Genomic DNA, 24,532 nt, shown 5'->3' on the forward strand with positions numbered 1-24,532 from the left:
GCTCAGGCATCGATCGCATTGAGCCCCAACCATCTCTGAGCTGCTGGCAAGCGGCGCAGTAGAAAGCGCTCCGCGAGTGCGACGAGAACCATTGAGCCGCCGAGAAATGGGAAATAGAGTCCGAAGGCGATCAGTAGGGCGATGAGCCCTGCGGAGAAACGAACGCGACGAATCGGTGTGGGGGCACCGAGTACTCCCTCTGGCTTGCGGCGACGCCACATCACCAGGCCGCTTAGGCTGAGTGTAACCAGTCCGGCAGTGGTGAAGAGACCGAGCATCTGATTCGCCAGTCCGAAGAGCTGGCCCTCATGCGCAGCGATGCCAGTACCTATGACCCGGTCCAGCCAGGGCTTGGAGTGAAAGTCGGTGCGTGCGAGGATGGCTCCGGTCGTGGGGTTGAGAGTGAGGTCGACACGAAGTGGACGATCACGCGTGTCGGACTTCGCCGTCCAGTTTCCGCCGGGCTTTGTGGGAGGAGAGACCAGGACAGGATTGGCAAGGCCGAGCGGTGCGACGGTGGCGACCATCCTGTCGATAGCAAGATATGAGTCTGCTGCAAGGGCGCTGTCGTGATGAGATACAGGAGCGGGATTCTCTCTCATATCCATACCTGGCATGCTGGACATATCGCTGTTGCTGTTGCTCGCGTGCAAGGCGCGAGTTGCGATGATGTCGGCGCTGCTCGTGGTCCAATCCTGTTTCACTGCGTGTCCATTGCTGAGATGTCTGGCGGCTTTGAGATACGCTCCCCAGCTCTTGGCCCAGGGGAGCCCGGTAAAGAGCAGGAAGAGCGCGAAGAATGAGACGTAGATTCCGGTGACGGCGTGGATGTCTCGCCAGAAGATGCGCTGGCCCTGACGAAGGCGAGGATAGAGCACGCCCGCGAGACCTTTGGCATTAGCTGGCCACCAAAGGAAGAGGCCGGTCAGGATCATGACGACGGCCCATGAGGCAGCGAGCTCAACGATCCATGAGCCGTATCTTCCGATGAGCAGTTCGCCGTGAAGGCGAGAGACGAAGTTGTCGATGCGCTTGTCTTCGTCGTCCGTCTTGAGCACCTGGAGCGTACGAGGGTCTATGTAAATGCGGAACTCGTGCAGGTCTTTGTCGACGAGCACTTGTGCGGGCGAGTATGGAGTAAAGGGCAATTGGTAGGCATGAAGCCGGGAGCCGGGAATCGTTGCCAGCGCGGCTCGCACTTGAGCATTAACCGAGGCTTCCGGGCCTGTGGTGGAGAGGTGATTGTAGGGCTGGTCGAGCCACTGTTGAATCTGCGGATGAAAGAGGAAGATCGTGCCGGTGATCGAAAGCCACAGGACGAACGGAATGCAGAAGAGGCCGGCATAGAAGTGCCAGCGCCAGACGATGCGATGATCTAAACCTTTTGAGGCAGGTGCGGTCGGCATAGGGTGTCTCCGTCCGGTTGAGCCGGCCCAAGGGCCGACTCAACCAGCCTGGCTTAGAAGCTCAATCGAACGGCAAGTTGAATGCTTCGGGGATCCCCAACTGCTGTTGCCTGTCCAAAGGTAGCGTTGGGTTTGGTCGGATAGTTGCCCGTGCCGAAGGTACCGTTCGGGATCATGTCGTTGCGATGGTTGAGCGCATTGAAGGCCTCGGCCATGCCTTCCAGCTTGACTCGCTCCGTTAGCGAGAAGGTGCGGCTGAGACGCGAGTTCAGGCTGAAGAAGTCAAAGCCAGTGCCTGTATTGCGGCCGATGACGGCTCCCGGGAGCGCCTCCGTGCAAGGGTTCAAGCCTCCATTCGCCGTGAGGCTGAAGCCCGCGGCGCAGGGTCTTTGCGCAGTCGCCTGTTTGGTATTTGCGCCGGTGGTGACGTTGAAAGGTAGGCGCGAGTAGTACTGCAGGATTCCTCCGAGCCGCCAGCCGTGTGTCACGTGATCGACCCAGCTGTTAGAGGGCTTGGTGGATGAGGTCAGGCTTGCATCGAAGACGAGGCGATGACGCTGGTCGTCGTCGGAACGGCCACGGTCTTCGCGCAGATTGAAGTTGTTGATGGGGGCGCTGAAGAAGAACTCGCTGATATTGTCGATTGCCTTGGAGTAGGTGTAGGAGAGCCGTGCAGAGCCCCAGGGCAAAGGGCGCTGCTGCAGTGAAACTTCCAGCGCGTCGAAGTACGAATCGAAGGCTGAGCTGTAGGGCTTGATGTTGCCGCGCGTTGGATCGGGCCGCGTTCCATCGAGGTTGATGTTGGTGTTGATCGACCCGATGAGATGTTCGCCGCGCAGGTGCTGGTAGCTAATGCCCAATGTCTCGGTCTTTAGAATCTGCTGCTCGATCTCCAGACTTGCCTGTTGGGAGAAAGGATTTTGGATGTTGGGATTCATCGTGGAGTAGTTTTCGACCGCTCCCGCTGGTGGAGCAATGGCTACGTCGGGAAATACAGGAGCTCCTGCCTGTCCGGGAGAGAAGGTATAGCTCAGCAGGGCTGCTTGATTGGGGTCGGTTGTGTTGTGTGCCGAGAGCAGTGCGTTGGCCAGGGGACGCAGTGGAATGCGGTCGTAGAAGAGGCCATAGCTGCCGCGCACTACGGTTTCGCGATTGGCATAGGGCGCCCATGCGAAACCGATACGAGGCGAGACGTTGCCGGTATTGGTGTTGATCGTATGCAGGAACTCAAGGTCGTACCGGACTCCGGCGTTCAACGTGAAGGACGGGGAAATCTTCCACTCGTCCTGCGCGTAGAACCCGACGTTGGGATTGCTCTGCTGGACTGTGGGTATGCCGAAGTTCTGGGTGTAGCCCTGCGAGATATAGGTGCCGCTGAGAAAGGTCGCGAGGGAAGAGAAGGTGTAGGAGCCGCGCAACGACTGCGGAAATGTGATGGTGTCGTCGTTGTAGAGGAAGTCCATGCCGGCTTTGAAGGTGTGTGCTCCACGCTCCATCACCAGGTTGTCTACGACCTCGCCCAGATAATTGAGTCGTGCCGTGGGCGAAGAGACGGAGCGTCCGAAGGTGGCTACTCCGGAGATCGTCACCACCGGGCCGACCTGATCGTTCGGCGGTGCGTTCAGGCTGTCGTAGATGAACTGTCCGCGCGTCTCGTTGAAGGTTCGCGACGATAGCGTAGCAATGTTGCTGACGGCCACCGTATGGTTGGTGTCGAAGACGGAGGTGCCGTTGCTCACAGCATTGAGGCTTCCAGCACCCCTAGCGTTAAGACTGCTGAGTTTGTAGTAGCTGTATCGCACATTGAGCTGATCGTTGGGGCTAAAGCGATGGTCGGCGCGCAGAAACGCGGTGTCTGTATGCAGCGTTGTGGGATAGAGAGTGGTCGGCCCTGTTCCAACTGTGAGCAGGGGAGCCTGATAGCCGACAGCTTGCAGCCGCGCGTTGATCGTGACGGCGTTCGCCGGCGTGATGGTGATGATGCCATCGGTGCGCAGGCGCTGCTCTTCAAAGTTGCCGAAGAGGAAGGTGCGGTCTTTCCGCAGAGGGCCTGACAGGCTTGCGCCATACTGCCCTTGTGTAATCGGCAGGTTGCTGCCCGAGAGCGCATTGTCTGCATTCAAGCGCTGGTTGCGCAGAAAGCCATAGGCCGTTCCGTGGAGCTGGTTGGTGCCGCTCTTGGTGATGAGGTTGAAGTACCCTCCGAGAGCGCGGCCGAACTCCGCCTGCCCTCCCGAGGTAACGACCTGGAACTCGCGCACCACGTCCAGGCTGAAGACGTTTCCGGCTACGCCGGCGGCATCGTCGTTGTCCGAGAGGCCATCGACGACGAAGCTGTTGGAGAAGTTCCGCTGGCTGTTGACGGAGTATCCCTGGCCTGCAACCTCGGAGGTCTCCGCGAGAGTTTGTGTGCTGGCTGTATTGGTCGGCGACACGCCGGGCAGCAGGAGAGCGATGTCGAGATAGTTGCGGCCTTCAAACGGAAGATTGGCGGCCTCGGTCTGCGAGATCGTTCCTGCAATCTGGCTGCGATCGGCTTCGAGGACAGGCGACTCTGCGGTGACAGTTACAGCTTCCGTGGAACCTGCTGTAAGGGTGACGGGAAGGTTGAAGGCCGCACCAATGGTGAGAGTAAGGGTCGCGTTGGCGTCTGCGAAGCCTGTGTGGTGAATCGTTACCTGGTATTGGCCGACCTGGAGATAGGGAAAGCGGAAACGTCCGGCGGCGTCGGTTTCGGCTTTGGTTGCGACGTTGGTGGCTGTGGCTCGTGCGGTTACGGTTGCGTCGCGAATCATGGCTCCGGTGGAGTCGTTTACTCGTCCGGAGAGCGAGGCGTTGTTGATCGTCTCCTGCGCAGCAAGGCAGGGGATGAGAAGGGATAACAGAAAGAGGGATAAAAACCGGTACACGTTCGTCCTCCATGGGACAGCGGAGCGCACGACAAGGCGCGGCCGCGAAAGTTCTTCAGTTGCGATGAAAAGGGAGAACTACAGCTGTTTCGGCTTAGACATTTACAGGGGCGAAGATCGTTTGCATGGTTTTCCCCCAGGAAAACCATCCTTACAATCCCTCTGGTGTAACGAGTAAAGCCGAAACTGCTCTAGGAGAGATGAACGGCAGGAGGGCCGCGTTTGTGGCGGGAGCGCTCGCGGGAGATGCGACGCTGGGTGTCGGCACGCTGAGGGGCGGCGAGAATCGAGAGATCGATTTGTACGAGCTGCGCGGGTGTAACGAGCGCTGCGAAGGTGCCTGTCGGAGACGGTACGGTGGGCTGCGGAAAGTGCGGGCAGCGTGCGCTGACAGCAGGCGTAGTCGTCGGCTGGCTCATGCCCATCGCGCAATGGTGGTCGCCATTGCGGCGGCAGCATATGGGCAGATGCGAGTCGGTGTCCTGTCCCATTGCAAGCAGCGGTGCGACGGTCGGGAGACCGAAGACTGCGAGCAGAAGCAATGTGAGGGCACGACGCATGTTGTGACGAGTCTAGCAGGAAGTTTGAAAATCAAAAGCGTAAAGACAAAAGTAGGACATCTACGGCAAGGCCTTATGGCATCGGCTGCAGGAGCGCTTCGTAGCTGCGCGAGAAGCGGATGACGGCGGCCCATTCGCCATCGCGGGTGTCCTTCCATACAATCTGTCCCCCAAGAATGGCCGCTACTTCGTCAGGAGATAGATCGCGCTGGTCGGCGAACTCGCGTCCACGGTGGGTGTCTGGATGTTGCAGCAGATACTTGCGAAGCTCCGGGGTCGTGTAGCGCGTGGTGACTACCAGTGCTGTGTCGAAGAGGTCGGGCTCCTGCTTTGCTTTCAGGACTTCAGATGCCGTGAAGTTTTCAATGGGTGTGACCCTGATGGAGCGATTCGTATAGCCGAGGTCGGGACGCACCAGCTCCGCCGCCGCCGGCCATGCGGTGAGGACGCGGGCATCGGGAAAGTGCTGGTCGATATAGGCTATTCCCTCCTGGTGGACGACGATCATGTCGCGATAGGTGAGGCTGTCTTCAGGAGCGTACGACGTCGGAGGACTGATCCAGAGAGCTGTCAGAAAAGACATTCCCGTGAGTGCCGCGAGCCAGGGCCATTGACGAGTTCGTGCACGCCAGGTGGCGACGCAGACCAGCAGAATCAGTGGGTAGACAGGCAACAGGTAGCGCGTGAGAAGCGCTCCTCCCAGCACGGAGAAGGCAAGCCAATTGGCAACCACAAGAATCGCGATGGTGCGCAGGGTTGCCGTCGATAGCGACTGGGGCCTGTTCTCAGCTGGAAGTGGAAGAAACAGGCAGGCAATGGCGATGACGAGCGCGACCCAGAGATTGCGCTGCCAGGCCAGATGCAGGAAACGGTAGTACAGCGAGAGAAAGATGTGCGCCGCGCTGAGGTTCGCCGTGGCGTTGTAGCGCAGGTACTCGGGGTTGCCGAAGGTGAAGCCGGTGCGGTGGTGATGATAGCCGTACCACGCGATCAAAGGCAGGAGTGGCATGGATAGAGTGACCATCCACGATGAGTGAAGGCGTCGCGCGAGGGCGGAGCGCCGGTCGCGAATCAGCAGCACCAGATGCATCGCGGCGAGGGCTGCCGGTTCGACGATGGCCGTCTCTTTCGAGAGCGCCGCGAGAGAAAACAGTACGGCGATCCAGAGCTGTCTGCTCTTTTCATTTGCGTCGGTTGTGAAGTACAGCGCGAAGGCCCAGAGCGTGAATGCGGCGGCGAAGATGTCGGCGTGTGCCAGCGTGCTCTGCGCGAACCAGATGGGATAGATCGCCATGAGCAGGGTGGTGGCGACGGCGGCGCTGGGGCCCAGCAGGGATTGCGCCAGGCGGAATATAGCGAGCATGGCCGCCGCGGCGAAGGCGCAGATCATGAGCCTTGTCGCGAGGATGTGATACCCGGTGACATGCCAGAGCGTGCCGAGGACGATGTTCGGCAGCGGCGGATGGGCGTTGGTGAACTCGGGGATCAGCGTGAAGCGGTGGAAGAAGTCGAGCGCGGCTGGGATGTAGTAGCCGCCCTCATCCCAGAAGTAGGGCAGTTGCAGCAGGGTAAGGTGCCCCAGGGCAATGGCGGCGAAGAAGATCGCGAAGAGCACGGGGCCGGGCAGGGAAGCCAGCCGCGCCGTGCTTCTGCGAAGAGCTTGCGGAAGAGACTCCACTGTTTTAGTGGACGGGGCCGTTGCCCGGGACGAAACGCGGAGCGCCCGGCTGCTGCGAGCTCTCCAGCGAGATGGTGCCGAAGGTCTGCTCGTACTGCGCGAGGTTGTGGCTCAATAGATTGTTCAGCGCCTTGGCCTGCTGGGGGCTAAGATAAATGCCCTGAAAGTTATCGATGTTCACCTGTTCGGCAGACTGCTGCTCGAGCGTGCCGAAGACCAGAAAGAAATCCCAGACGGAGAGGCGGACCTGGACGCTATTGGCATAGGAGTCACGGTAATCGGCGGACTTGTTCAGGGTGATGCGGGTGTTATCGGGCTGGGTAATGGTCTGGCTCATCGTCATCCTGAAGTCGAATTCGTTGGTGCGGGAGGGGGGACTCGAACCCCCACGCCGAAGCACAGGCTTCTAAGACCTGCGTGTCTGCCATTTCACCACTCCCGCGGTGAGGTTAAGGGTAACGGGAATGGAGGCGGGTTGCAATCGGAAGGGCCAAATGCCGGGAATTCGGTGTCCAGTATTCAGGGAGAAGGTGCAGAGGAGGAGACAAGAGTGAGTTTTGGCGTTAACGAAACCTGCTCTATGTCAATTCTTTGTCACGCGTGGTTTCCGGGTGAACCGTTTGCTGCTCGCCAGCGTTTTATAAGACAGAACGACGCTCGGAACCTCCCAGATTACGTCTCATGAGGTAGAGCCGCCGGGTCCGAAGAGAAATTTGGACGCAGATTTGCGACCGACAAGGATAATAGTGCATCCTATTCATGAAAGTTGATAGAGGAACACTCAAGATGCCAAGTGAATTCGTTAGCGTGATCAAACCGTCCGAGGTCAGAAGTGGAGAGGACAAGGGCCGCTCTTACCCCGTTTTGCCTGTTCGGGACACCGTTTTGTTCCCCCATGCCGTCCTGCCTTTGACTGTAGGGCGTGAGAGTTCCATCCAATTGATCCAATCCCTGGGCGAGGAGAAGACGATCCTCGTGGTGGCCCAGAAGGATGCCCGTCAGGACCAGCCGGATGGTGGAGATTTGCACGTCATCGGCACCCGGGCGACCGTTCACAAGGTCGTAAAAATGCCGAACCAGAGCCTCTTTGTCTTTACCGAAGGCACGGAGCGCGTAAAGATTGGGGCCTACACCCAGACGCAGCCGTTCCTGATGGCGGAGTGCGAGGTTCTGCCCGAGGTAGAGCCGGAGACCTCTCCGGAGGCCGAGGCCATGCAGCGGAATGTGGTCGGTCAGTTCCAGGAGATTGTGACCTCCTCGTCAACCCTGTCGGATGACCTGCAGACCATTGCGATCAATATTGAGGATTCGAGCCGGTTGTCGGACTTCATCGCGTCAAGCCTGCCGTTCCTCTCGACCACTGACAAGCAGGAGTTGCTCGAGACGCAGGATGTGAAGACGCGTCTGGAGAAGATCAACAGCCACCTGGCCAAAGAGATCGAGGTGCAGCAGCTTCGCAACAAGATCCAGACCGAGGTGCAGGACTCCGTTCAGCAGTCGCAGCGGGACTACTACCTGCGCGAGCAGATGAAGGCGATCCAGAAGGAGCTCGGCGACCAGGACGATACGCAGAAGGACATCGCCGACCTGAAGGAGAAGATCGAAGCCGCGGGCATGCCGGAGGACGTGAAGAAGGACGCGTTGAAGGAACTCGGACGGCTGGGCCGGATGAACCCTGCGGCGGCGGACTACTCGCTGACCCGGAACTATGTTGAGTGGCTGGCAGTGCTGCCGTGGTCGAAGGGTTCGGCCGGTGAGGTGGACATCGTTCATGCGCAGAGCGTGCTCGATGAGGACCACTATGGGCTGCGGAAGGTGAAGGACCGCATTCTGGACTACCTGAGCGTGCGGCGATTGAAGCCGGACATGAAGGGGCCGATCCTGTGCTTTGTCGGACCTCCGGGCGTGGGTAAGACCTCGCTGGGACGCTCGATCGCTCGTGCCCTGGGACGCAAGTTCTCGCGCATCTCGCTGGGCGGCATGCATGACGAGGCGGAGATCCGCGGACATCGGCGCACGTACATCGGCGCTCTGCCGGGGCAGATCATTCAGCACCTGAAGCGCGTTGAGGTCAACGACCCGGTCTTCATGCTGGACGAGATCGACAAGCTGGGCCGCGACTTCCGCGGAGACCCGTCGAGTGCGCTGCTGGAGACGCTGGATCCGGAACAGAACAACACGTTCCGCGACAACTATCTCGATCAGCCGTTCGATCTGAGCAAGGTGCTGTTCATCTGCACGGCGAACCAACTCGACCCGATTCCGGCGCCATTGCTGGACCGCATGGAGATCATCGAACTGACCGGCTACACGGAAGAGGAGAAGGTCAACATCGCGGAGAAGTATCTCATCCCTCGCCAGATCAAGGAGAACGGAATCTCCGTAGACCTGATCGAGTTCCCGACGGAGAGCGTGGCGCTGATCGCGCGGCACTACACACGTGAGGCGGGTGTTCGCCGGCTGGAGCAGTTGATCGGAACGGTATGCCGCAAGCTGGCTCGGAAAGTAGCGGAAGGACGCACCGAGAAGCTGGTGATTACGTCTGAGATCGTCCACGAGTTCCTGGGCGGTATCAAGGTTCGCGTGGACACGGAGATCGCCGAGCGCACCAAACGTGCAGGCGTGGCTGTGGGTCTTGCCTGGACGCCGGCTGGCGGCGACGTGCTCTTTATCGAAGCCAACAAGATGAAGGGCAAGGGTGGCTTCAGCATCACGGGTCAGATCGGCGACGTGATGAAGGAGTCGATGCAGGCGGCGCTGACATGGGTGAGGTCCAATGCAACTTCATTGGGCCTGGATGAAGATGTGCTGAAGGACATTGATCTGCACATCCACGTACCGGCGGGAGCGATCCCGAAGGACGGCCCGAGTGCAGGCGTCACGATGGCGACGGCTCTGGTGTCTCTACTGACGGACAAGCCTGTGCGTCCTCTGCTGGCGATGACCGGTGAGATTACGTTGAGCGGCAATGTACTGCCGGTCGGCGGCATCAAGGAGAAGTTCCTTGCGGCCAAGCGGGCAGGTGTTCGCGACGTGATCCTGCCGATCGACGTGAAGTCCAATGTGGAAGAGGACCTCACGGCAGACCAGGTGGAGGGCGTGACGATCCACTATGCTTCGCGTATTGAAGATGTTCTGGCTGTGGCTTTGCCGAAGTCGGTAAAGGAAGCGGTACAGAACGAGGAAGTGCGCGAAGAGGTACTTGCCGCAGCGCAGTAACGTGAGACTCGAAACGGGTGCCCCATCCTCGACGCGCGGTTTTATGCGCGGCAGGGTGGGGTATCGTGCGAAAGCACGACCGCTTTTGGCTTATAGAGGCGATCGTGGCCTGATTGAGGAGAGCGGTCGTTCGCTACCGCAAACGATACCCCCGACGCAGAGCGCGATGCTAATATCTGTGCCCCGCTTAGCGTCTATACCCCACCCTGCCGCGCAAAAAGCCGCGCGTCGAGGATGGGGCACCCGGGTGTAGATTATCTTCTGCTTTTGCAGGAGCCTTACATGATGACAATCGGCCATTCCACGTTGAGCATCGAAGCGTTCCTGCGAGCGCTTCGGGACAGCGGTGTTGAACTGCTGGTCGATGTGCGGAGCCGTCCTGGATCGCGGAGGTATCCGCAGTTCGGGCAGGAGGCCCTGTTTGCGTCGTTACGAGAAGCTGGAATCGAGCCCGTGTGGCGCAAGGGCCTGGGTGGATGGCGCGAGGCGCGTAAAGACAGCATCAACACGGGCTGGCACAAGGACAGCTTTCGAGGCTATGCGGACCACATGCAGACTGCCGAGTTTCGGCGTGAGATCGACTGGCTGCTCGCGCAGGAGAAGCCGCTGGCCGTGATGTGTGCCGAGGCGCTCCCGTGGCGATGCCATCGCTCGCTGATTGCTGATGCAGTGCTCACTCGCGGCGTTGTGGTTGAGAATATCTTCGTTACGCCCGAGGGTTTGAGCTCACGCAAGCCACACGAACTTACCCGTTTCGCGCAGGTGGAGGGCGAACGCGTCTGGTATCCCGCTGAGAACGGCGAGCTGTTTAGCGGTATGCTCGGAGCGGATAGCAATGTGGAGGATGTGTGAGACTGCTGTTGATCGATACCTGCGGCGATGTGGGTGGTGTCGCGTTGAGTGAGGGCGAGAGCATCGCCGCCAGCGAGACTCTGCCGGAGCGAGGATCGTCGTCTGCTCTGTTGCCCGCTGTGTCGCGCCTGCTGAAAGAAAAGGGATGGGCTTTGGCTGACCTTGACGGCATCGGCGTCGTCGCTGGGCCGGGGTCGTTTACCGGTGTGCGGGTAGGGCTCGCCGCAGCGAAGGGATTATGCGTGGCCGCAAATCTGCCGCTGGCGGCGGTATCGCGGTTGGCTGTTTTGGTGGAGGCCACAGTGCTTGAAGAGGGTTGTGCCGTGCTCGATGCCGGACGTGGCGAGTACTATGTGCGCTTCGTGCGGCAGAGCGAGAAGGCGCAGGATGCACTTTGCCAGCGTAAGGATCTGCTGGTCCGGGCGGAGGGCAATCGTGTCGTGATCGCCGAGCCGAAATTGGCCGAGCCTCTCGCAAGCCTAAGCCCTGAGCTTCATCTTCTGAGTGTTGAGCTGGCCCTTCCGGTCATGCTCCGAGTCTTGCAGGAGGGCGGCAGTGATGTCGCGACGACGGATGCAAACTATGTTCGCGGGGAGCGCGATATCTATGCGAAATCGCCCTCCGCCGTAGCCCTATGACCACGTTCTTGAAGCCGCCGGACATTCGTCGCGCAACGGTCGATGACCTTGCCGAAGTGCTGCGTCTTGAGCGGTCTGTGCCGGAGGCCCCACATTGGGGGGAATCTGTTTATCGTGACATTCTTTTGCAAGAGCCGGTGTCAACGTTGCAGCGAGCGCTGTTTGTCGCGGTCGATCATGGCCAGCTTGCAGGATTTGCGGTCGCAACCGTTGTTGTCGACCAGGCAGAGTTGGAGAGTATCGCGGTAGATCCTGTGCAGCGTCGCCTGGGAGTGGGCAGGGCCCTGTCCGAGGCGGTGATGCTCTGGGCTCGCGAAGCCGGTGCACGGGAGATTTTGCTCGAAGTGCGGTCGGCGAATGCGGGGGCGCGTGCTTTGTACGGTCGCCTGGGGTTTCAGGAGACAGGATTGCGGCGTGGTTATTATTTCGACCCCTCTGACGATGCGGTATTAATGTCCGTAAGTCTTTCAGCGGCAGCGGATTTATAATCGGGGACTATGGTTCGCGACGGATTTTTTTACGGACTCGCTTTGGCGGTGGTGGCGGCGATTGTCTGGCACTTCACGCTGTCTGGTGGCCTGACGGTCATCCCTGTGCTGTTGGCGATGTTCTTCCTCTGGTTCTTTCGCGATCCGTCGCGCACGGTGCCTGCGGGGCCTGGGCTGATCGTTTCGCCCGCCGACGGCAAGGTGGAAGAGGCGGAGTGGATCGAAACCACTGCCGGTGGTCGCCTGCGGGTGACGATCTTCCTCAATGTCTTCGACGTGCACGTCAACCGCGTGCCGGTGGGTGGCACGGTGGAACTGGTAGAGTTTCGCGAAGGGCAGTTTCTGAATGCGATGCGTCCGGAGTCTTCTATCCATAACGAGCAGACTCTGATCACCATCAATACGGGAGAGTACTCCGTCAGCTTCAAACAGATCGCCGGTCTGCTGGCACGTCGTATTGTCTGCAACCTGAAGGTGGGCGACCGCGTGGAAAGAGGACAACGCATGGGATTGATCAAGTTTGGTTCGCGTGTGGATGTGCTGCTTCCCCCTGAGGCCAAGCTGGCCGTCAAGGTAGGGGATCGCGTCAAGGGTGGTAGCTCCATTCTGGCCGCCATGCCGGGTGAGACAGCCTAATGGCTATGCCGGAGTTGGGCACGGTGCAAAAACACACGCCGCAGCGTCGCGGCATGTATGTGCTGCCGTCTCTCTTCACAGCGGGCAATATTGCAGCGGGCTACTACGCGCTGACGGAGAGTATCCGCGGAGCCGCTGGCGACCCCAGGGCCTTTGACCATGCCGCGCTGGCGATTGGTTTTGCGGTGATGTTCGACGGGCTCGACGGACGCGTCGCCCGCATGACGAACACCTCCAGCGACTTTGGCAAGGAGTTCGATTCGCTGGCCGATGTCATTACCTTCGGCGTGGCTCCAAGCCTGCTGGCCTATCTGTGGGGCGTGCATGCTGTGCTGCCCTCGGCGTATCCAGAGGTGCAGGAACGGCTGCGAGGCCTGGGAATTGTGATCTGCTTCCTGTTCCTCATCTGCGGCGCATGCCGGTTGGCGAGGTTCAATATCAGTGTTAATCCCCAGCCGCGCAACCCTGGCAGGCCGGGGAGGAAGTACTTTGTCGGCATGCCGATTCCGGCTGGAGCCGGTGTGATTGCGGCGGTCGTTCACTTTGAGTTGGGGTCACCGATTCATGACCTGTGGCTCTCCGGGGTTTGGCTCGCGCTGCTGGCGTTTACCGGGTTCCTGATGGTGAGCAGTTGGCGGTTCTGGAGCGGCAAGGAACTGAACTTCGCCGAGCGACAGCCTGTGCGCGGCGTTCTGTTGATCGTTGTTGTGCTGGCGCTCGTGATCTGGTTCTCCGAGTATGCCTTGATCGCGATTGCGATGGCCTATTTGCTGTCGGGAGTGTTGGCTCGGCTGGCGTACTCGTGGGGACGTCGCAGCACAGCAAGCTAGTGGCACGTATTGGAATGGCGATGTCGCCAAGAGGAGAGATAGCGTGGCAGGAAGAGTGGTACGTGCGGCGATCGTTGGAGCTTCCAGCATTCTGGGGAAAGAGCTTGCGGACGAACTGAACGCGTCCCTGGCGGCTGCGTGGGACCTCGCGTTGTTCGACACGGGCGATATCAGCGGACAGGTGACAGCAGCGGGCGATGAGCCCATGGTGATTCAGGAGATTGGCCCTGTTTCTTTCGTCGGAATCGATGTGGTGTTCTTTGCCGGCGATGCCGCGACGACGCGCAAGCACTGGAAGGACGCCTTGACCGCCGGAGCCAGTGTGATCGATCTGAGCTTCGCACTCGAGGGCGAAAAGGGCACGCTGGTGCGGTGTCCGTGGATCGAAACGGTTGAAGCAGGGACGACGCCCGCTCCCGATCTGACGACGAAGGTTGTTGTTCCAGCGCATCCTGCGGCGGTGATGCTGGCGACGGTAACGGCTCGGCTGCGGGCTCAATGGAAGACGGCGCGTTTTGTGGCGACGGTCCTGGAACCGGCTTCGCAACAGGGCAGAGAAGGGCTCGAAGAACTGCACCAGCAGACGGTGGGGACGCTGTCGTTCCAATCACTGCCGAAGGATGTGTACGACGCTCAGGTGGCCTTCAACCTGAACGCGACGCTGGGCGGAGCCGCGAAGCTGGACCTCAGCACGCTGACCGCGCAGGTACGACGGCACTTTGGCGCGATCGCGGGTGCAGAGGCTTCCCAGGCGCTGGCACTACAGTTGTTGCAGGCTCCGGTGTTCAACGGCTATACGGCCTCGATCTTTGCGACGTTTGGCGAGAAGTTGAAGCAGGAAGACATCGCACGCGCGCTGCAGGGAGGAATGGTCAGCGTGGTGGCGGCGGACGATCCGGGGCCAAGCAATATGAGTGTGATCGAACAGTCCCAGATGCTGGTCAGCGTACGCGCGGAGTCTCATGCCACGAACGGATTCTGGCTATGGATGGCGGCGGATAACCTCCGTCTCTCTGCCCGCAATGCCTCGGCCTGTGCGATGGAGTTGATCGCTCTGCGACCGGCAGGCAAAGTGCAGTAGAGCAGCGTCGGTATGCGGTAGTACCGATAAATTATGCGCTAAAATAAAAGAGCGCCGGGATGGCGGAACTGGCAGACGCAGCGGACTCAAAATCCGCCGGAGGCAACTCCATGGGGGTTCGATTCCCCCTCCCGGCACCAAGATAAGATTCACAAAATGAATAGCTTACGAAGACCAAAGCCTCTCAGTCCGAGAGGCTTTTTCATGCCCAAAACTCACTGGTGCCGGTTTTGGTGCCGGTCTGTACCTCATTTGCTATCGTCGATTTGAGGAGGGTAGCTGGATGCCGAGAAAAAAGGTGATCCGAAAAGAGTGTGGCGTATTTGAAAAGGTGCCTGGCTCGGAGATCTGGTGGATTCGCTATTACGTCGATGGTCGCGAACACCGGGAAAAGGTGGGCCGGCAAAGTGACGCGGTCGACCTCTACCGGATTCGTCGTGCAGACGCCCTGCGTGGTGCGAAGATGCCTGGGAACATGAAAAACAAGGGCGTGAAGTTCGAGGTGATCGGTAAGCACGCTCTTGAGTGGTATATCGAACACTGCCGCAAGGATGTTAAGAACTTTCGCATAAGGATGAATATCATCCTGAAAGATTTCGGTCATCGAGTTGCGGATGAAATCAAGCCCTCGGAGATTGACGCTTGGCTGAAGAAACATGACTGGTCACCGGCGACGAAGAACCGCTACAAGAATGTCTTCGGCAAGACCTTCAAAATCGCATTCGCCGATGGCAAAGTCTCAGGCAATCCGGCTCCGGCTCGTAGAGCAGCGGCCAGAGAAGAATGCGCGCCTCCGCTTCCTTTCTGCCGAGGAGGAAGCGAAGATTCGCGAAGCTATCAACCTTCGTTGCCCTCGGCATTTGCCTGAGTTCGACATTGCCCTGAATACGGGAATGCGAAAGAGCGAGCAGTACAGTTTGGAGTGGAGTCAAATCTCTTTCCGGCGTAAGCGCATCCTTCTCGACGAGACGAAAAACGGGAGCAGCCGTGAGATACCAATGAACAAAACCTGCGTGAAGGCATTCGAAGAACTGCACGCAGATCGGCCGCATGAGGGCCGGATCTTTCAATCGAAATATGGTCGGGATCTTAACGATTCGAGGGCTTGGTTTGATCGAGTAGTTGAGGACGCAAAGGTGTCGAACTTCACATGGCACGCACTGCGCCACACGTTCATCAGTCGATTGGTCATGGCCGGAGTCGATTTGAGAACAGCTCAAGAACTTGCGGGGCACAAGACGATCTCGATGACCGTACGGTACGCCCATCTTGCTCCGGAGCACAATCAAGCAGCGATCGAGAAGCTAGATCCGAAGATCCGTTGAAGGGCTCACCGGGACTTGAGCTACGGACAAGGGCTTAATGACTATCGATTGTGCGCCTCAACCTTGTAGCTTCAGTGTCTAATCCGGCCTTTTGCAGGGCATAGATGGCGTCCCATACCAGCCGCTCAAGAATCTCGATCCGCTTATCTCGTTCCGCCACTGCTGCGTCAGAACCGCACCACTGGCGAATGATCGCCCATGACGCACGGTATTGATTCAGCAGGGGAACGAGGTACTCATTTCCGGGGCGAGCAACGTCCATAGACCAGTTCCGCTCTGTCGTCTCAATACCGATCAATACGGGGGCAGGCTCGACCATGCAGAAATTGCGAGCGAGCTCTTCAGCTTGATCGTGTGGCAGCCGTAAGAAGCCGTCTCGACCTTCGAACGCAGGGGATTGAAGTGTGTACTCGGAAAGTTGACTACGCACGCGAAGCCGGTTTAGCGACTCCAAAGTCGTTTGAAGAATCCCGCGATCATAGCTGATCCGATCCTCCACGCTTTCGTACACCTGCTGAAGGGCCTGACATACGGGAAAATTTCCGTCATATCCGTGTGACAAGTTGTATTCACGTAGATGAGCTAGATCGGTCTCCTCTTGTTGAAACTGCTTGTGCTCCTTCCAAGGAACGAGGATTTGAGCGGTAGTCACATAATCGACCAGACCGGGATGGGTGTCGATCCATTCGGCCTTCCACCTGGCTCCCCTGACATGCTGAAGCAGCTTGATCCTCGTGAGGGGAGTTCCCGAAACCCGTTTCTCACGAAAAGCATATTCGACGCCCGCCCTGAGTTCTGATTTCAGCATCAGTTTTCCCTGGAATTCGCCGTCGGATTGGAAAGCTCCGTCTTGGATGGATCAAGATAGCTTCCGGTCGTGAGTGGAGGAGGCCCCCAGCCCAATAACTCGTCGATCTCCGCGCCCGTTGCCCGATCAAATTCCCAGTCGCCACACGTGATGACCTGGTTTGTGACCTTGGATACACGCAGCTTCATCGGGACAGTACCGGCCAGCATCCTCACAACCACGTCATCTACGTCCACCTTCTCGAATCCTGGCATAGCTCTTTCCTTGGAATTACAGTCTTCGTGTCGAGAGCGTAGGGGCTAATGCCCTTTTCTACCATGTTGCCTTTAGAGAAACCAGCGTGCTTCTCCCGATCGAAATTCGGTCGCTATAAGACGGCCTATCAGAGATGATCGGAACGTGATGCCTCTCCTGCCATAATGGTGCTATGGCACGGATCGCAATCGTGGGAGTGGGCGCAATCGGATCTGTCGTCGCTGCGCTACTACAGTCCGTCGAACAGCACGAACTTATACTATGTACGCGACGTCCTCTCTCTCACCTCAATGTTGAGACGCCTGAGGGAAGCATCAACATTTCCTACTCGAACCTTACCGACCTTTCACAGGCGGGGTCAGTGGATTGGGTCATAGTTGCCACCAAGACTTACGATGCTCCGGGTGCCGGTGCATGGGTCGAACATTTCTGCAGGCAAGGTGCTCCCGTCGCGGTGATTCAGAATGGAGTGGAGCATCACGAACGGTTTGCTTCCTATGTACAGAGGGACCAGATCGTCTCTGTCATTATCGATTGCCCAGCCGAGCGCCGAGCACCCGAGAGCGTGCACCAACGCGGACCCGCTGAGCTATTCATACAGGCAGATGTGCTTGGCCGATCTTTCGCGGCCCTATTTCAGGGCTCAGCCGCGCAGATCACCCTGACCGCTGACTTTCTTTCCGCCGCCTGGCGCAAACTTTGTATGAACTCCGCCGGTTCGATCTCTGCGCTTTTGGGCAAACCTGCTGGTGTTTTTCAGGGTGAGGCGATCGGTGAGGCGACGCTCGAGGTCGTGCGTGAGTGCGCCGCCGTAGGCCGCGCTGTAGGAGCGATCCTCGACGAGGATATCCCACAGAAAGTGCTCACTCAATACCGCAATTACCCTATCGACTCCGTGAACTCGCTTTTGGCCGATCGACTTGCTGGCCGCCCGATGGAGACGGACGCTCGCATCGGCGCTATAGTTCGCCACGGACGGCAGCATAACATTCCGACGCCGCGAAACAGCCTATTGCTCGCTCTTCTCGAAGCCATCTAGCAGGAGCCGAGAGTTCACCAAGCTTCAAAACCAAAGAGTTGGTCCGCACGAACACGCCTTTCGTCACTTATGCCTAACGTCGGCTGCCCTGAATGTCGATTGCCACGGAAGTACGAAATCAGGGAGCGCCGTTCGTTCAGGTGAGGAGATAGTGGCGTCATCGATCAGCCTGCAAGACGCTCCGGATGGTCTCCACGAGCGAATCGCTGCAAGTCTGAAAGAGGAATGAGAATACGTGACCCGATCCGTCTGCTCGAAAGCCGCTTGTTCGCGACCAGGTAGTCTAGGGCGCGTGCGCTGATTGAAAGCAGCCCTGCTGCCTCCCTTCTGCCCACGAGCAACCGCTGGTTGTTGGGCATATGCGGATGCATCGGTGGTTTTCTGCTTGTAAGATTCGCGTCTTGCATACTGGAGTCTCCAATTTGCCATTTAGTGTGTCGAGTCACGGATCACCTTTGAAAAAGGGCCCGCTAAATCATTGGTGTTCCTTGAAACTGTAGCTTTGCGGAATGTAACCGCGCTGTAGGTCTACAGCCTCTCTCGAAAAGAGAGTCCTGTCTAATACTTTCCATTTATCGGGTGATACGTTCCACACATCACCTTGCGGCAACTTCGCCGCAAGTGAGCATCTCACTGCGAAGAGTAAATATGGCCAAAACAAACTTTCCTGTTGATAACAGGGATCCATATTGCCAGAATTTCCACAGGCGGAGACGCGGTTGCCCCGCTCCTTTTGAATTGAGTCGAGAGCAGTACTACTAGTCGAGCGGTGGGGACATGTACGAATGGGCCGAGCTTCGCCATTTCAAATATTTGCTGACGATTCTGGAACGACAGGGATTCCGTGCTGCTGCGGAGGAGTTACGAACCGCACAACCGAATCTCAGCGTTCAGGCCAGGCAGTTCCAAGAGAACGCTTCAGTGCGTCTCTTTCGCAAGATAAAGGGCGGGCGCATTCGTCCCACGGAAACTGGCGTTGCATTCAAGGTCTTGGCTCGATTCCTACTCGAGACCCGCGATGAGGTTGTCGATGCCCTCATCGCGATTGAGCGCGGCGAGGTTAGTTCTGTTCGATTCGGATGCACCCCTCTGGTCGATCACAGCTTGTTCCGAAGCTTCTGCGATCTACACAAAGAGATTCTTCCCGTCTGCCCGATACGCCCAACACATGGAGACACGGCGCACCTGGCGGAAGAAGTCGTGTCATGAACGGTCGATGCCGCCTTTGTAACGTTGCCATTGCGTCATCCGGATCTACGTATCGAAGAGTTGCGGCGTGACCGGCTCGTAGCCTGTTTACGGCGAGACGATCCCTTCGCTGCGAAAGCTTCTCTACAGGCCACCGATTTGCAGGGCAATCTTGCGGTCCTCTATCACCCTCAACGACATCCAGATGCTCACGAGAGGTTACTGGAACTCCTCGGAGATGCCGGCGTGAAGATTGGCGAATATTCCTGTGCCTCGGATCCGTCGGAGATGCAAACTCTGGTCAAAGGGGGGCACGGCTTCGCGTTGATCCGTGAGGGAACAAACCTCGATGAAGAGCTAACGACTCGTCCGATCGCAGGTGTCGATTGGACGATCGATACAGCCTTGATCTACCACAAAGCTCGCCATCCAAAGACCGTTCCAATCTTGGTTAAGCGTCTGGTGAAACAGCTCTCCCAAACTCAGAATGGCAAAGAGACAGCAGTGAATAAAGTATCCATCCCCTCACAAGCCTCCATTCCAAATAGAATGCGCCCTGCACAGCGCGAGAAAGATGGGCCGGTTCAAATGACGCTCATAAGTTAGAAGTTGAAGCATTGGTGCGAGATAGAACGAGGTGATACTTGGAAGCTATCACCCGATAAATATTAGGTATTGGACGCGGGCCAAGTGCGAGCACAATCATCACGGCATATTCCCGACTGAGACCAGTCGATGGAGGTGCCGATGTTCAGTAAAGATCGTGTTGTCATTCCTAGTAACACAGCCCGATTCGCCAAGCGATTGGCGCAACCCTTCACCAAACAAAACCTACTCTGCGCGGTGCGCGCAATCGCTCCCGCTCTGTTTGCGCTTACGCTCTCGAGCGCAGCGCATGCGCAAGGCACGATGGACTTCTCTGGGGCGCAAACGCTCATGGGGACGTTCAATTCCCTCACCGCTTACACCGTTTCCGCGAATCACACTGCTTTGCTGATCGCCTCCTTCTGGTGGCCGATTGGCTTCGCTCTGGCAGCGGCATACTTCATCTTTATTTCCAGGCACTACGCGGGAAAGGTCAACGCGAATCGTGACAATCAAGGCTTCTACTAGTCCGGATATGACTTCTATGCACCCAAAGATCAGAGACTAGAGCAACGACGGAATGATCCGAGGAACGTGTGCTGGGATCGTTTCTATTCTGTTTCTTCTTCCAATTCGACTGCATCCACACTGGCGTAATTCTGATCTGGCACGAACGACACAATCAACTTACCTTGTGCATTTGGACGGAGTCCATAACCAGTACAGCAGGATGAGTTTCCAGTCGACAGCAAGAGCAGTGCGTACCTGAGCGGTGCGGACACGCGTCTTGATATCTGCGAGGAGGTCAGCATAGCGTGGCCGGATTTGAATCGATTTGGACATCGCCGTACATCACAGGCGTAGCTCATGGGGCCATCAGACTTCTCGAAGACGAACCCCCTGAGCTTGGCAGCCTGTCCTCACTTCGCCATGCGCAAGCATCTTGGCAGCGAATTCTTCAGAAACCCCGAACGGGTGCTACAGAAAAGGGAGATCGACCAAGCTCGATCTCCCTCCCTTTTGCTACTGCGGTGAGACATGTTCGCGAGGAACGGTGAAGCTATTTCAACACGGGATCGTTTGCGAATAAGTTGTAGTCGGTTTGCTCTTGTGGATCGAGAACGACTGTGGGGTCGCCGCCATACTGCACCTGGTTGTATAGGGTGCCTATGGCATCGAATACGACGTAAGCGTGAATGTTGGGATAGGTGTTATTGTCGAGTGCCGTTTTTTCTGCAGCGTAGTAGCTATAAGCATCCGACTGCGGAAGGTTGCCGCCTACGCCGAACTCAGCCAACATCCAGGGTCTGCCCTTGTAGCTGTGTTGGTCGTCAGACAATGAGACGAGTGTGTTGTAGAAGAAGTTCGTGGTGTCTACCCAGCCGACGCCGGTTGTGTCGTACGGGTCCCAGGCCACCCAATCTACGTTGGCATTCCCAGGCCAAAGGGCGTTGGTCATGCAGGGATCGAATTTACTGTATCCCTGATAGACCATGACCCAGACGACATTTGTTACGCCGTCGGCGTCGAAGCGGCTGCGAACATTCTTCCACATGTTGACGTAGTCGGCTTCAGAGCCGGAAGATGCTCCGGCTTTCAACGTGCAGCTAAGGCCCGCATTATTGACCGAGACGTTGTTCTCGGGCTCATGATAAAGCGCGAGAAACATCTTCTTCGTTCCAAGAGCCTTAATGGCAGTAGCCATCTGATCGATCTGCGCATTGGTCGCGGTGCAGGCACTGCTGGAGCAACCGGTGCCGTTGACCCAAGGGTCAGCAGGCTTCCAGTTAAGGAAGAGATACGTGTTGGCGCGATTGTAGAAGAACTGATCGTACGTGGAAATGGTGACATCGCCGACTGGGTTGTAATCGTGCACGATGCTCATCTGGCGACCGACTCTCTGCTCGTGATATTCGACTTGAGCTTCAAGATTGGATGTGGCTGCCGGATATTGAGAGGCGTAGGCTCCGAGCCATGGGCCGCAGGAATTAACGAGGGTAGAACTAACGGTACAGGTTTGAGCGAAGGCCGCACTGCTCTGAAGGGCTAGACTCAGGATTCCGAAAAGAGCCGCACGAAGGAACGAGATAAATAAATGCTTTTTATTCAAGTTCATTTTGAATGCCTCAATATCGAAGACTTGTTGATCCTGCGAGGGGGAGCATCGCGCCGGTCGTTGCTTCAGTCTGTGAGGCTGAGATTCGATCGACGCACGAGTTGCCACTAGCTTCGAGACAGACAAGCGCTTCATTGCGGCTGCTCTACAGGGGATAGCGGCCGCGACGGATGTTGTGAAACTATGGAAAGCGCCTGCGACTGTTGGGGTCTGTCCTGGAATCAGTCGCCCACCGTGGATCTGTTACGAAGGTCGGATCGATTCGGCGAAACCACGACGAAAGTGCCAGTATAGGTTTGCCATCTCGGAATACGCGAGCTCTAACGGTCGTCTCCTCTTCAATGAGGAACGGTGCGGTATAGAGAGGCGATTGTGCGTTCGGTTCACTGCCATCGAGTGAGTAGCGGATTTCCATTCTGGCTCGGGGCAGCGGACCGCGAAGTGAAACTCGCGAGACTGCGATCGCAACCTGACGCGGGCCGCCGGTATAGACGGTGCCGAGGTCGGTATCGCCGAGGATTGCGCCAGCGGTAATTTCAATCGGCCCATCCAGGGATGTGGCCTGATAGAAGCCACGGCCCATGCCATAGAAGGCATTGCGATAGGGCGCCTGGTTTGGCGTAACGTCGACGGGGTCACCATTTTCATTGCCGAGCAGACGGGCAGGGCCGGCGACCGCGAAGTCCACGCGGTTCATATTCCACGGAACCATCACGCCGTTCTTATCGGCGACGGTGAAGGTGACGACGGCGTCGTCGGTGCGGTTTGGACGAAGGGACGTGTTGTCGCTCTCCAGCTTGATCTGCGTGGGTGAGCCGGCTGTTTGAAAGGAAGTCGTTGCACTCTGTTGGCCGTTGGCTCCGTAGGCTATGGCCTTCAGTTCGCCGGGCGTGTAAGGCACCTGCCAGTCGAAATCACCGAGAGGTTCAGGTTTGCGTCGTCCAAGGGACTTGCCATTGAGAAAGAGCTCGACCTCGGGTTGATTTGAATAGGCGACGACGGGAATGACAATTCCCTCCATGCCACGATGGGTCCAATGCGGCAGCAGGTGCACCATAGGAGCCGTCGTCCAGAAGGATTGATAAAGGAAGTAATCATCCTTTGGAATAGCCGCAAGGTCGATGACTCCGAAGTTCTCGGCGCGCACGGGCCAATGGCCGCCTTTATAGGCAGCCTCTCCGATGTAGTCGAAGCCGCACCAGCGGAACTCGCCGCTGATCCAGGGTGTGGTGGCGGTGCGTTTCCAGGCGGTGCGCACCGTCTCGCGTATAACGGCATTGTCGTAGGAGGAGTTGTACCACTGATTGCCGTCGAAGAAGATCTCCTGCGTACCGTACGGCGGAAATTCGGTAAAGTGTGTCCAGTCACGCCACCAGGTACGCACGCGGTAGAATCCACGCGTCTGCAGGGTGTGCGGCTCTTCCGTCAGGACAATAGGGACGGAGGGATTTTCTGCGTGATACTTTTCCAGCACGCCCGCTACTTCACCCGGTCCATTCCAGCCGGAGAGATCGACACCATCAGTCATCATGCCGCCGGTTGTTGGCCGCGTCGGATCAAATGAGTGGACATATTCCGACATGTGATTGACATCTGCGAGTCCAGTCTCGTTGCCTATGCTCCAGGCAAAGACGGAGGCATGGTTGCGGTCACGCAATACCCAACTCCTGACATCGTGATGCCACTGGCTCTTATAAAAGCGATCGGCATATTCATTCCTGACCTTGCGTTTCCAGCCGTCGTAGATCTCATCCATCACCAGGAAACCCATACGGTCGCACAGATCGTAGAAGTAAGGCGTATGCGGGTTGTGTGAGGTGCGAATCGCGTTGACGCCCATATCCTTTAGCAACTGCAGCCGCCGTCGCAGAATGCCGTCGGGAACTGCGGTTCCCATGGGGCCGCCGTAGAGATGGTCTCCAACGCCTCGAATCTTTAGTGACTGCCCGTTGAGCAAGAAGCCCTTCTCCGCGTCAAACGACATCGTTCGTATGCCGAAGGACGTCTCCTCGCTGTCTACGACTTCTTTGTCCTGCAGTAAGTCAATGCGCAGGGTATACAGAGTCGGGTGTTCTGGCGACCAGAGGACCGGCTGTGAGATGGGAAGCGAAAGCGGATGTGCCTCATCCGGGACAGAAGAAGAGTGCAGTGGCAGCGTCTGGGACGCAACCACGCGGTCTTGTGTGTCTCGCACAAGGAAGCGTAGGGTTCTTTGTGTCCCTGCTGCATCGTGCGGAAGCGTGAGCGCCGTTGAAACAGCGATTGTGGCGAGGTCGGGCTCAACTTTCGCAGTTCGAACGAACGTGCCCCATTGCGAGATATGGGACGGCGCGGTTGCCAGCAGATGGACATGGCCGTATATACCGGAGCCTGTATACCAGCGTGCTGCCGGTTGTAGTTGGTTGTCCACGCGAACGGCGATTACATTTTTGCCCTCATGTAGATGACTCGAGAGATCGTAGAAAAAACTGATGGAGCCATAGGGCTCCGTCCCCAGTTCGAAGCCGTTGATCCACACCGTGGAGTTCATGAAGACGCCGTCGAAGAAGATGGAAACATCCTGCTTCAGCATCCTGGGGGATACTGTAAATTCCTTGCGATACCAGCCCACACCTGCGGGCAACCACGCACTTACCGCGCCACCGGGATTGGTCTCTTTGTATTCGCCCTCGATTGACCAGTCATGCGGCACATCGAGGGTGCGCCACGCAGAGTCATCAAAGACTTCCGCGGAAGCTGCCGGCACATCGCCGAGTTTGAACTTCCAGTCGAAGTCAAAGTTGGTTACCGTGCGCGGACTTGGCGAAGGGAGGAGCGCGGCCGGAGGTTTTGCAGGGGCATTGGCAGGGGAGAGTAGAGTAAGTGCCGCGAGAAGAATATAGGTCTTTACAGGCATGGTTGGTATGGCTTTCTTTCCTT

Annotated in this window: 23 protein-coding genes and 2 tRNA genes; 14 read left to right on the plus strand and 11 right to left on the minus strand. The window is 57.7% G+C overall.

The window, feature by feature from the left end:
- Positions 1-2 precede the first annotated feature (2 nt).
- From HDF15_RS24050 to HDF15_RS24075, 6 genes are all read right to left on the minus strand, one after another.
- Positions 3-1,406, minus strand: a complete 1,404-nt coding sequence (locus HDF15_RS24050; protein ID WP_184260526.1) for a PepSY domain-containing protein — start codon at positions 1,404-1,406, stop codon at positions 3-5.
- A 53-nt stretch (positions 1,407-1,459) separates the two neighbouring features.
- On the minus strand, positions 1,460-4,315 hold the full coding sequence (locus HDF15_RS24055; protein WP_184260529.1) for a TonB-dependent receptor domain-containing protein: 2,856 nt from the start codon (positions 4,313-4,315) through the stop codon (positions 1,460-1,462).
- Positions 4,316-4,506: 191 nt separating this feature from the next.
- Entirely contained in the window at positions 4,507-4,875 is a 369-nt protein-coding gene (locus HDF15_RS24060) for a hypothetical protein (RefSeq protein WP_184260532.1), read from the minus strand.
- A 73-nt stretch (positions 4,876-4,948) separates the two neighbouring features.
- Positions 4,949-6,553, minus strand: coding sequence for a glycosyltransferase family 39 protein (locus HDF15_RS24065; protein WP_184260535.1), 1,605 nt, complete (start codon positions 6,551-6,553; stop codon positions 4,949-4,951).
- Positions 6,554-6,557: 4 nt separating this feature from the next.
- Positions 6,558-6,890, minus strand: coding sequence for a DUF3467 domain-containing protein (locus HDF15_RS24070; RefSeq protein WP_184260538.1), 333 nt, complete (start codon positions 6,888-6,890; stop codon positions 6,558-6,560).
- 23 nt (positions 6,891-6,913) lie between these two features.
- Positions 6,914-6,995: transfer RNA gene (locus HDF15_RS24075), tRNA-Leu, on the minus strand.
- Positions 6,996-7,339: 344 nt separating this feature from the next.
- Here HDF15_RS24075 and lon point away from each other — a divergent pair.
- The 10 genes from lon to HDF15_RS24120 all read left to right on the plus strand — a co-directional run bounded on the left by lon (position 7,340) and on the right by HDF15_RS24120 (position 15,622).
- A complete protein-coding gene (gene lon / locus HDF15_RS24080) occupies positions 7,340-9,772 on the plus strand; it encodes an endopeptidase La (RefSeq protein WP_184260541.1) in 2,433 nt (810 codons plus the stop codon).
- A gap of 282 nt (positions 9,773-10,054) precedes the next feature.
- Positions 10,055-10,624, plus strand: a complete 570-nt coding sequence (locus HDF15_RS24085) for a DUF488 family protein (protein ID WP_184260544.1) — start codon at positions 10,055-10,057, stop codon at positions 10,622-10,624.
- Positions 10,621-11,262 carry a tRNA (adenosine(37)-N6)-threonylcarbamoyltransferase complex dimerization subunit type 1 TsaB gene (gene tsaB, locus HDF15_RS24090; RefSeq protein WP_184260547.1) on the plus strand — a complete coding sequence of 214 codons (642 nt, stop codon included), beginning with the start codon at positions 10,621-10,623 and terminating at the stop codon, positions 11,260-11,262. The genes HDF15_RS24085 and tsaB overlap by 4 nt, the downstream gene beginning before the upstream one ends.
- Positions 11,259-11,750 (plus strand): ribosomal protein S18-alanine N-acetyltransferase, encoded by a 492-nt coding sequence (rimI, locus tag HDF15_RS24095; RefSeq protein ID WP_184260550.1) that lies wholly within the window; start codon positions 11,259-11,261, stop codon positions 11,748-11,750. Before tsaB ends, rimI begins: the two co-directional genes overlap by 4 nt.
- A gap of 9 nt (positions 11,751-11,759) precedes the next feature.
- Complete coding sequence (locus tag HDF15_RS24100; RefSeq protein ID WP_184260554.1) at positions 11,760-12,386, plus strand: phosphatidylserine decarboxylase family protein; 627 nt, start codon at positions 11,760-11,762, stop codon at positions 12,384-12,386.
- Positions 12,386-13,216 carry a CDP-diacylglycerol--serine O-phosphatidyltransferase gene (gene pssA / locus HDF15_RS24105; protein WP_184260557.1) on the plus strand — a complete coding sequence of 277 codons (831 nt, stop codon included), beginning with the start codon at positions 12,386-12,388 and terminating at the stop codon, positions 13,214-13,216. The genes HDF15_RS24100 and pssA overlap by 1 nt, the downstream gene beginning before the upstream one ends.
- A 43-nt stretch (positions 13,217-13,259) precedes the next feature.
- Positions 13,260-14,297: an Asd/ArgC dimerization domain-containing protein gene (locus HDF15_RS24110; RefSeq protein WP_184260560.1), complete on the plus strand. Its 1,038-nt coding sequence runs from the start codon at positions 13,260-13,262 to the stop codon at positions 14,295-14,297.
- Positions 14,298-14,350: 53 nt separating this feature from the next.
- A tRNA-Leu gene (locus HDF15_RS24115) sits at positions 14,351-14,437 on the plus strand.
- 143 nt (positions 14,438-14,580) lie between these two features.
- Entirely contained in the window at positions 14,581-15,165 is a 585-nt protein-coding gene (locus tag HDF15_RS26090; protein ID WP_260331320.1) for a hypothetical protein, read from the plus strand.
- A gap of 25 nt (positions 15,166-15,190) precedes the next feature.
- Positions 15,191-15,622 (plus strand): site-specific integrase, encoded by a 432-nt coding sequence (locus tag HDF15_RS24120; RefSeq protein WP_409254886.1) that lies wholly within the window; start codon positions 15,191-15,193, stop codon positions 15,620-15,622.
- 34 nt (positions 15,623-15,656) lie between these two features.
- On the opposite strand, the gene HDF15_RS24125 is transcribed toward HDF15_RS24120, so the two are convergent.
- Both HDF15_RS24125 and HDF15_RS24130 read right to left on the minus strand, forming a co-directional pair.
- On the minus strand, positions 15,657-16,430 hold the full coding sequence (locus tag HDF15_RS24125) for a hypothetical protein (RefSeq protein WP_184260565.1): 774 nt from the start codon (positions 16,428-16,430) through the stop codon (positions 15,657-15,659).
- On the minus strand, positions 16,430-16,684 hold the full coding sequence (locus HDF15_RS24130) for a hypothetical protein (protein ID WP_184260567.1): 255 nt from the start codon (positions 16,682-16,684) through the stop codon (positions 16,430-16,432). The genes HDF15_RS24125 and HDF15_RS24130 overlap by 1 nt, the downstream gene beginning before the upstream one ends.
- A 173-nt stretch (positions 16,685-16,857) precedes the next feature.
- Here HDF15_RS24130 and HDF15_RS24135 point away from each other — a divergent pair, with 173 nt between their 5' ends.
- Positions 16,858-17,724, plus strand: a complete 867-nt coding sequence (locus HDF15_RS24135) for a 2-dehydropantoate 2-reductase (RefSeq protein WP_184260570.1) — start codon at positions 16,858-16,860, stop codon at positions 17,722-17,724.
- A gap of 164 nt (positions 17,725-17,888) precedes the next feature.
- On the opposite strand, the gene HDF15_RS26530 is transcribed toward HDF15_RS24135, so the two are convergent.
- Positions 17,889-18,131 (minus strand): helix-turn-helix domain-containing protein, encoded by a 243-nt coding sequence (locus HDF15_RS26530; protein WP_409254887.1) that lies wholly within the window; start codon positions 18,129-18,131, stop codon positions 17,889-17,891.
- Positions 18,132-18,501: 370 nt separating this feature from the next.
- Between HDF15_RS26530 and HDF15_RS26095 the strand changes: the two genes are divergently transcribed.
- From HDF15_RS26095 to HDF15_RS24145, 3 genes are all read left to right on the plus strand, one after another.
- Entirely contained in the window at positions 18,502-18,933 is a 432-nt protein-coding gene (locus HDF15_RS26095; protein WP_260331322.1) for a LysR family transcriptional regulator, read from the plus strand.
- Positions 18,934-18,993: 60 nt separating this feature from the next.
- Positions 18,994-19,518 (plus strand): LysR substrate-binding domain-containing protein, encoded by a 525-nt coding sequence (locus tag HDF15_RS26100; RefSeq protein WP_260331326.1) that lies wholly within the window; start codon positions 18,994-18,996, stop codon positions 19,516-19,518.
- A gap of 141 nt (positions 19,519-19,659) precedes the next feature.
- Entirely contained in the window at positions 19,660-20,025 is a 366-nt protein-coding gene (locus HDF15_RS24145) for a hypothetical protein (RefSeq protein WP_184260573.1), read from the plus strand.
- A 532-nt stretch (positions 20,026-20,557) separates the two neighbouring features.
- On the opposite strand, the gene HDF15_RS24150 is transcribed toward HDF15_RS24145, so the two are convergent.
- Both HDF15_RS24150 and HDF15_RS24155 read right to left on the minus strand, forming a co-directional pair.
- A complete protein-coding gene (locus tag HDF15_RS24150) occupies positions 20,558-21,613 on the minus strand; it encodes a hypothetical protein (protein WP_184260576.1) in 1,056 nt (351 codons plus the stop codon).
- A gap of 181 nt (positions 21,614-21,794) precedes the next feature.
- Positions 21,795-24,509 (minus strand): glycoside hydrolase family 2 TIM barrel-domain containing protein, encoded by a 2,715-nt coding sequence (locus tag HDF15_RS24155; RefSeq protein ID WP_184260579.1) that lies wholly within the window; start codon positions 24,507-24,509, stop codon positions 21,795-21,797.
- Positions 24,510-24,532 lie beyond the last annotated feature (23 nt).

This window comes from Granulicella mallensis (assembly GCF_014203225.1).
In the GTDB taxonomy this organism is placed as follows: domain Bacteria; phylum Acidobacteriota; class Terriglobia; order Terriglobales; family Acidobacteriaceae; genus Granulicella; species Granulicella mallensis_A.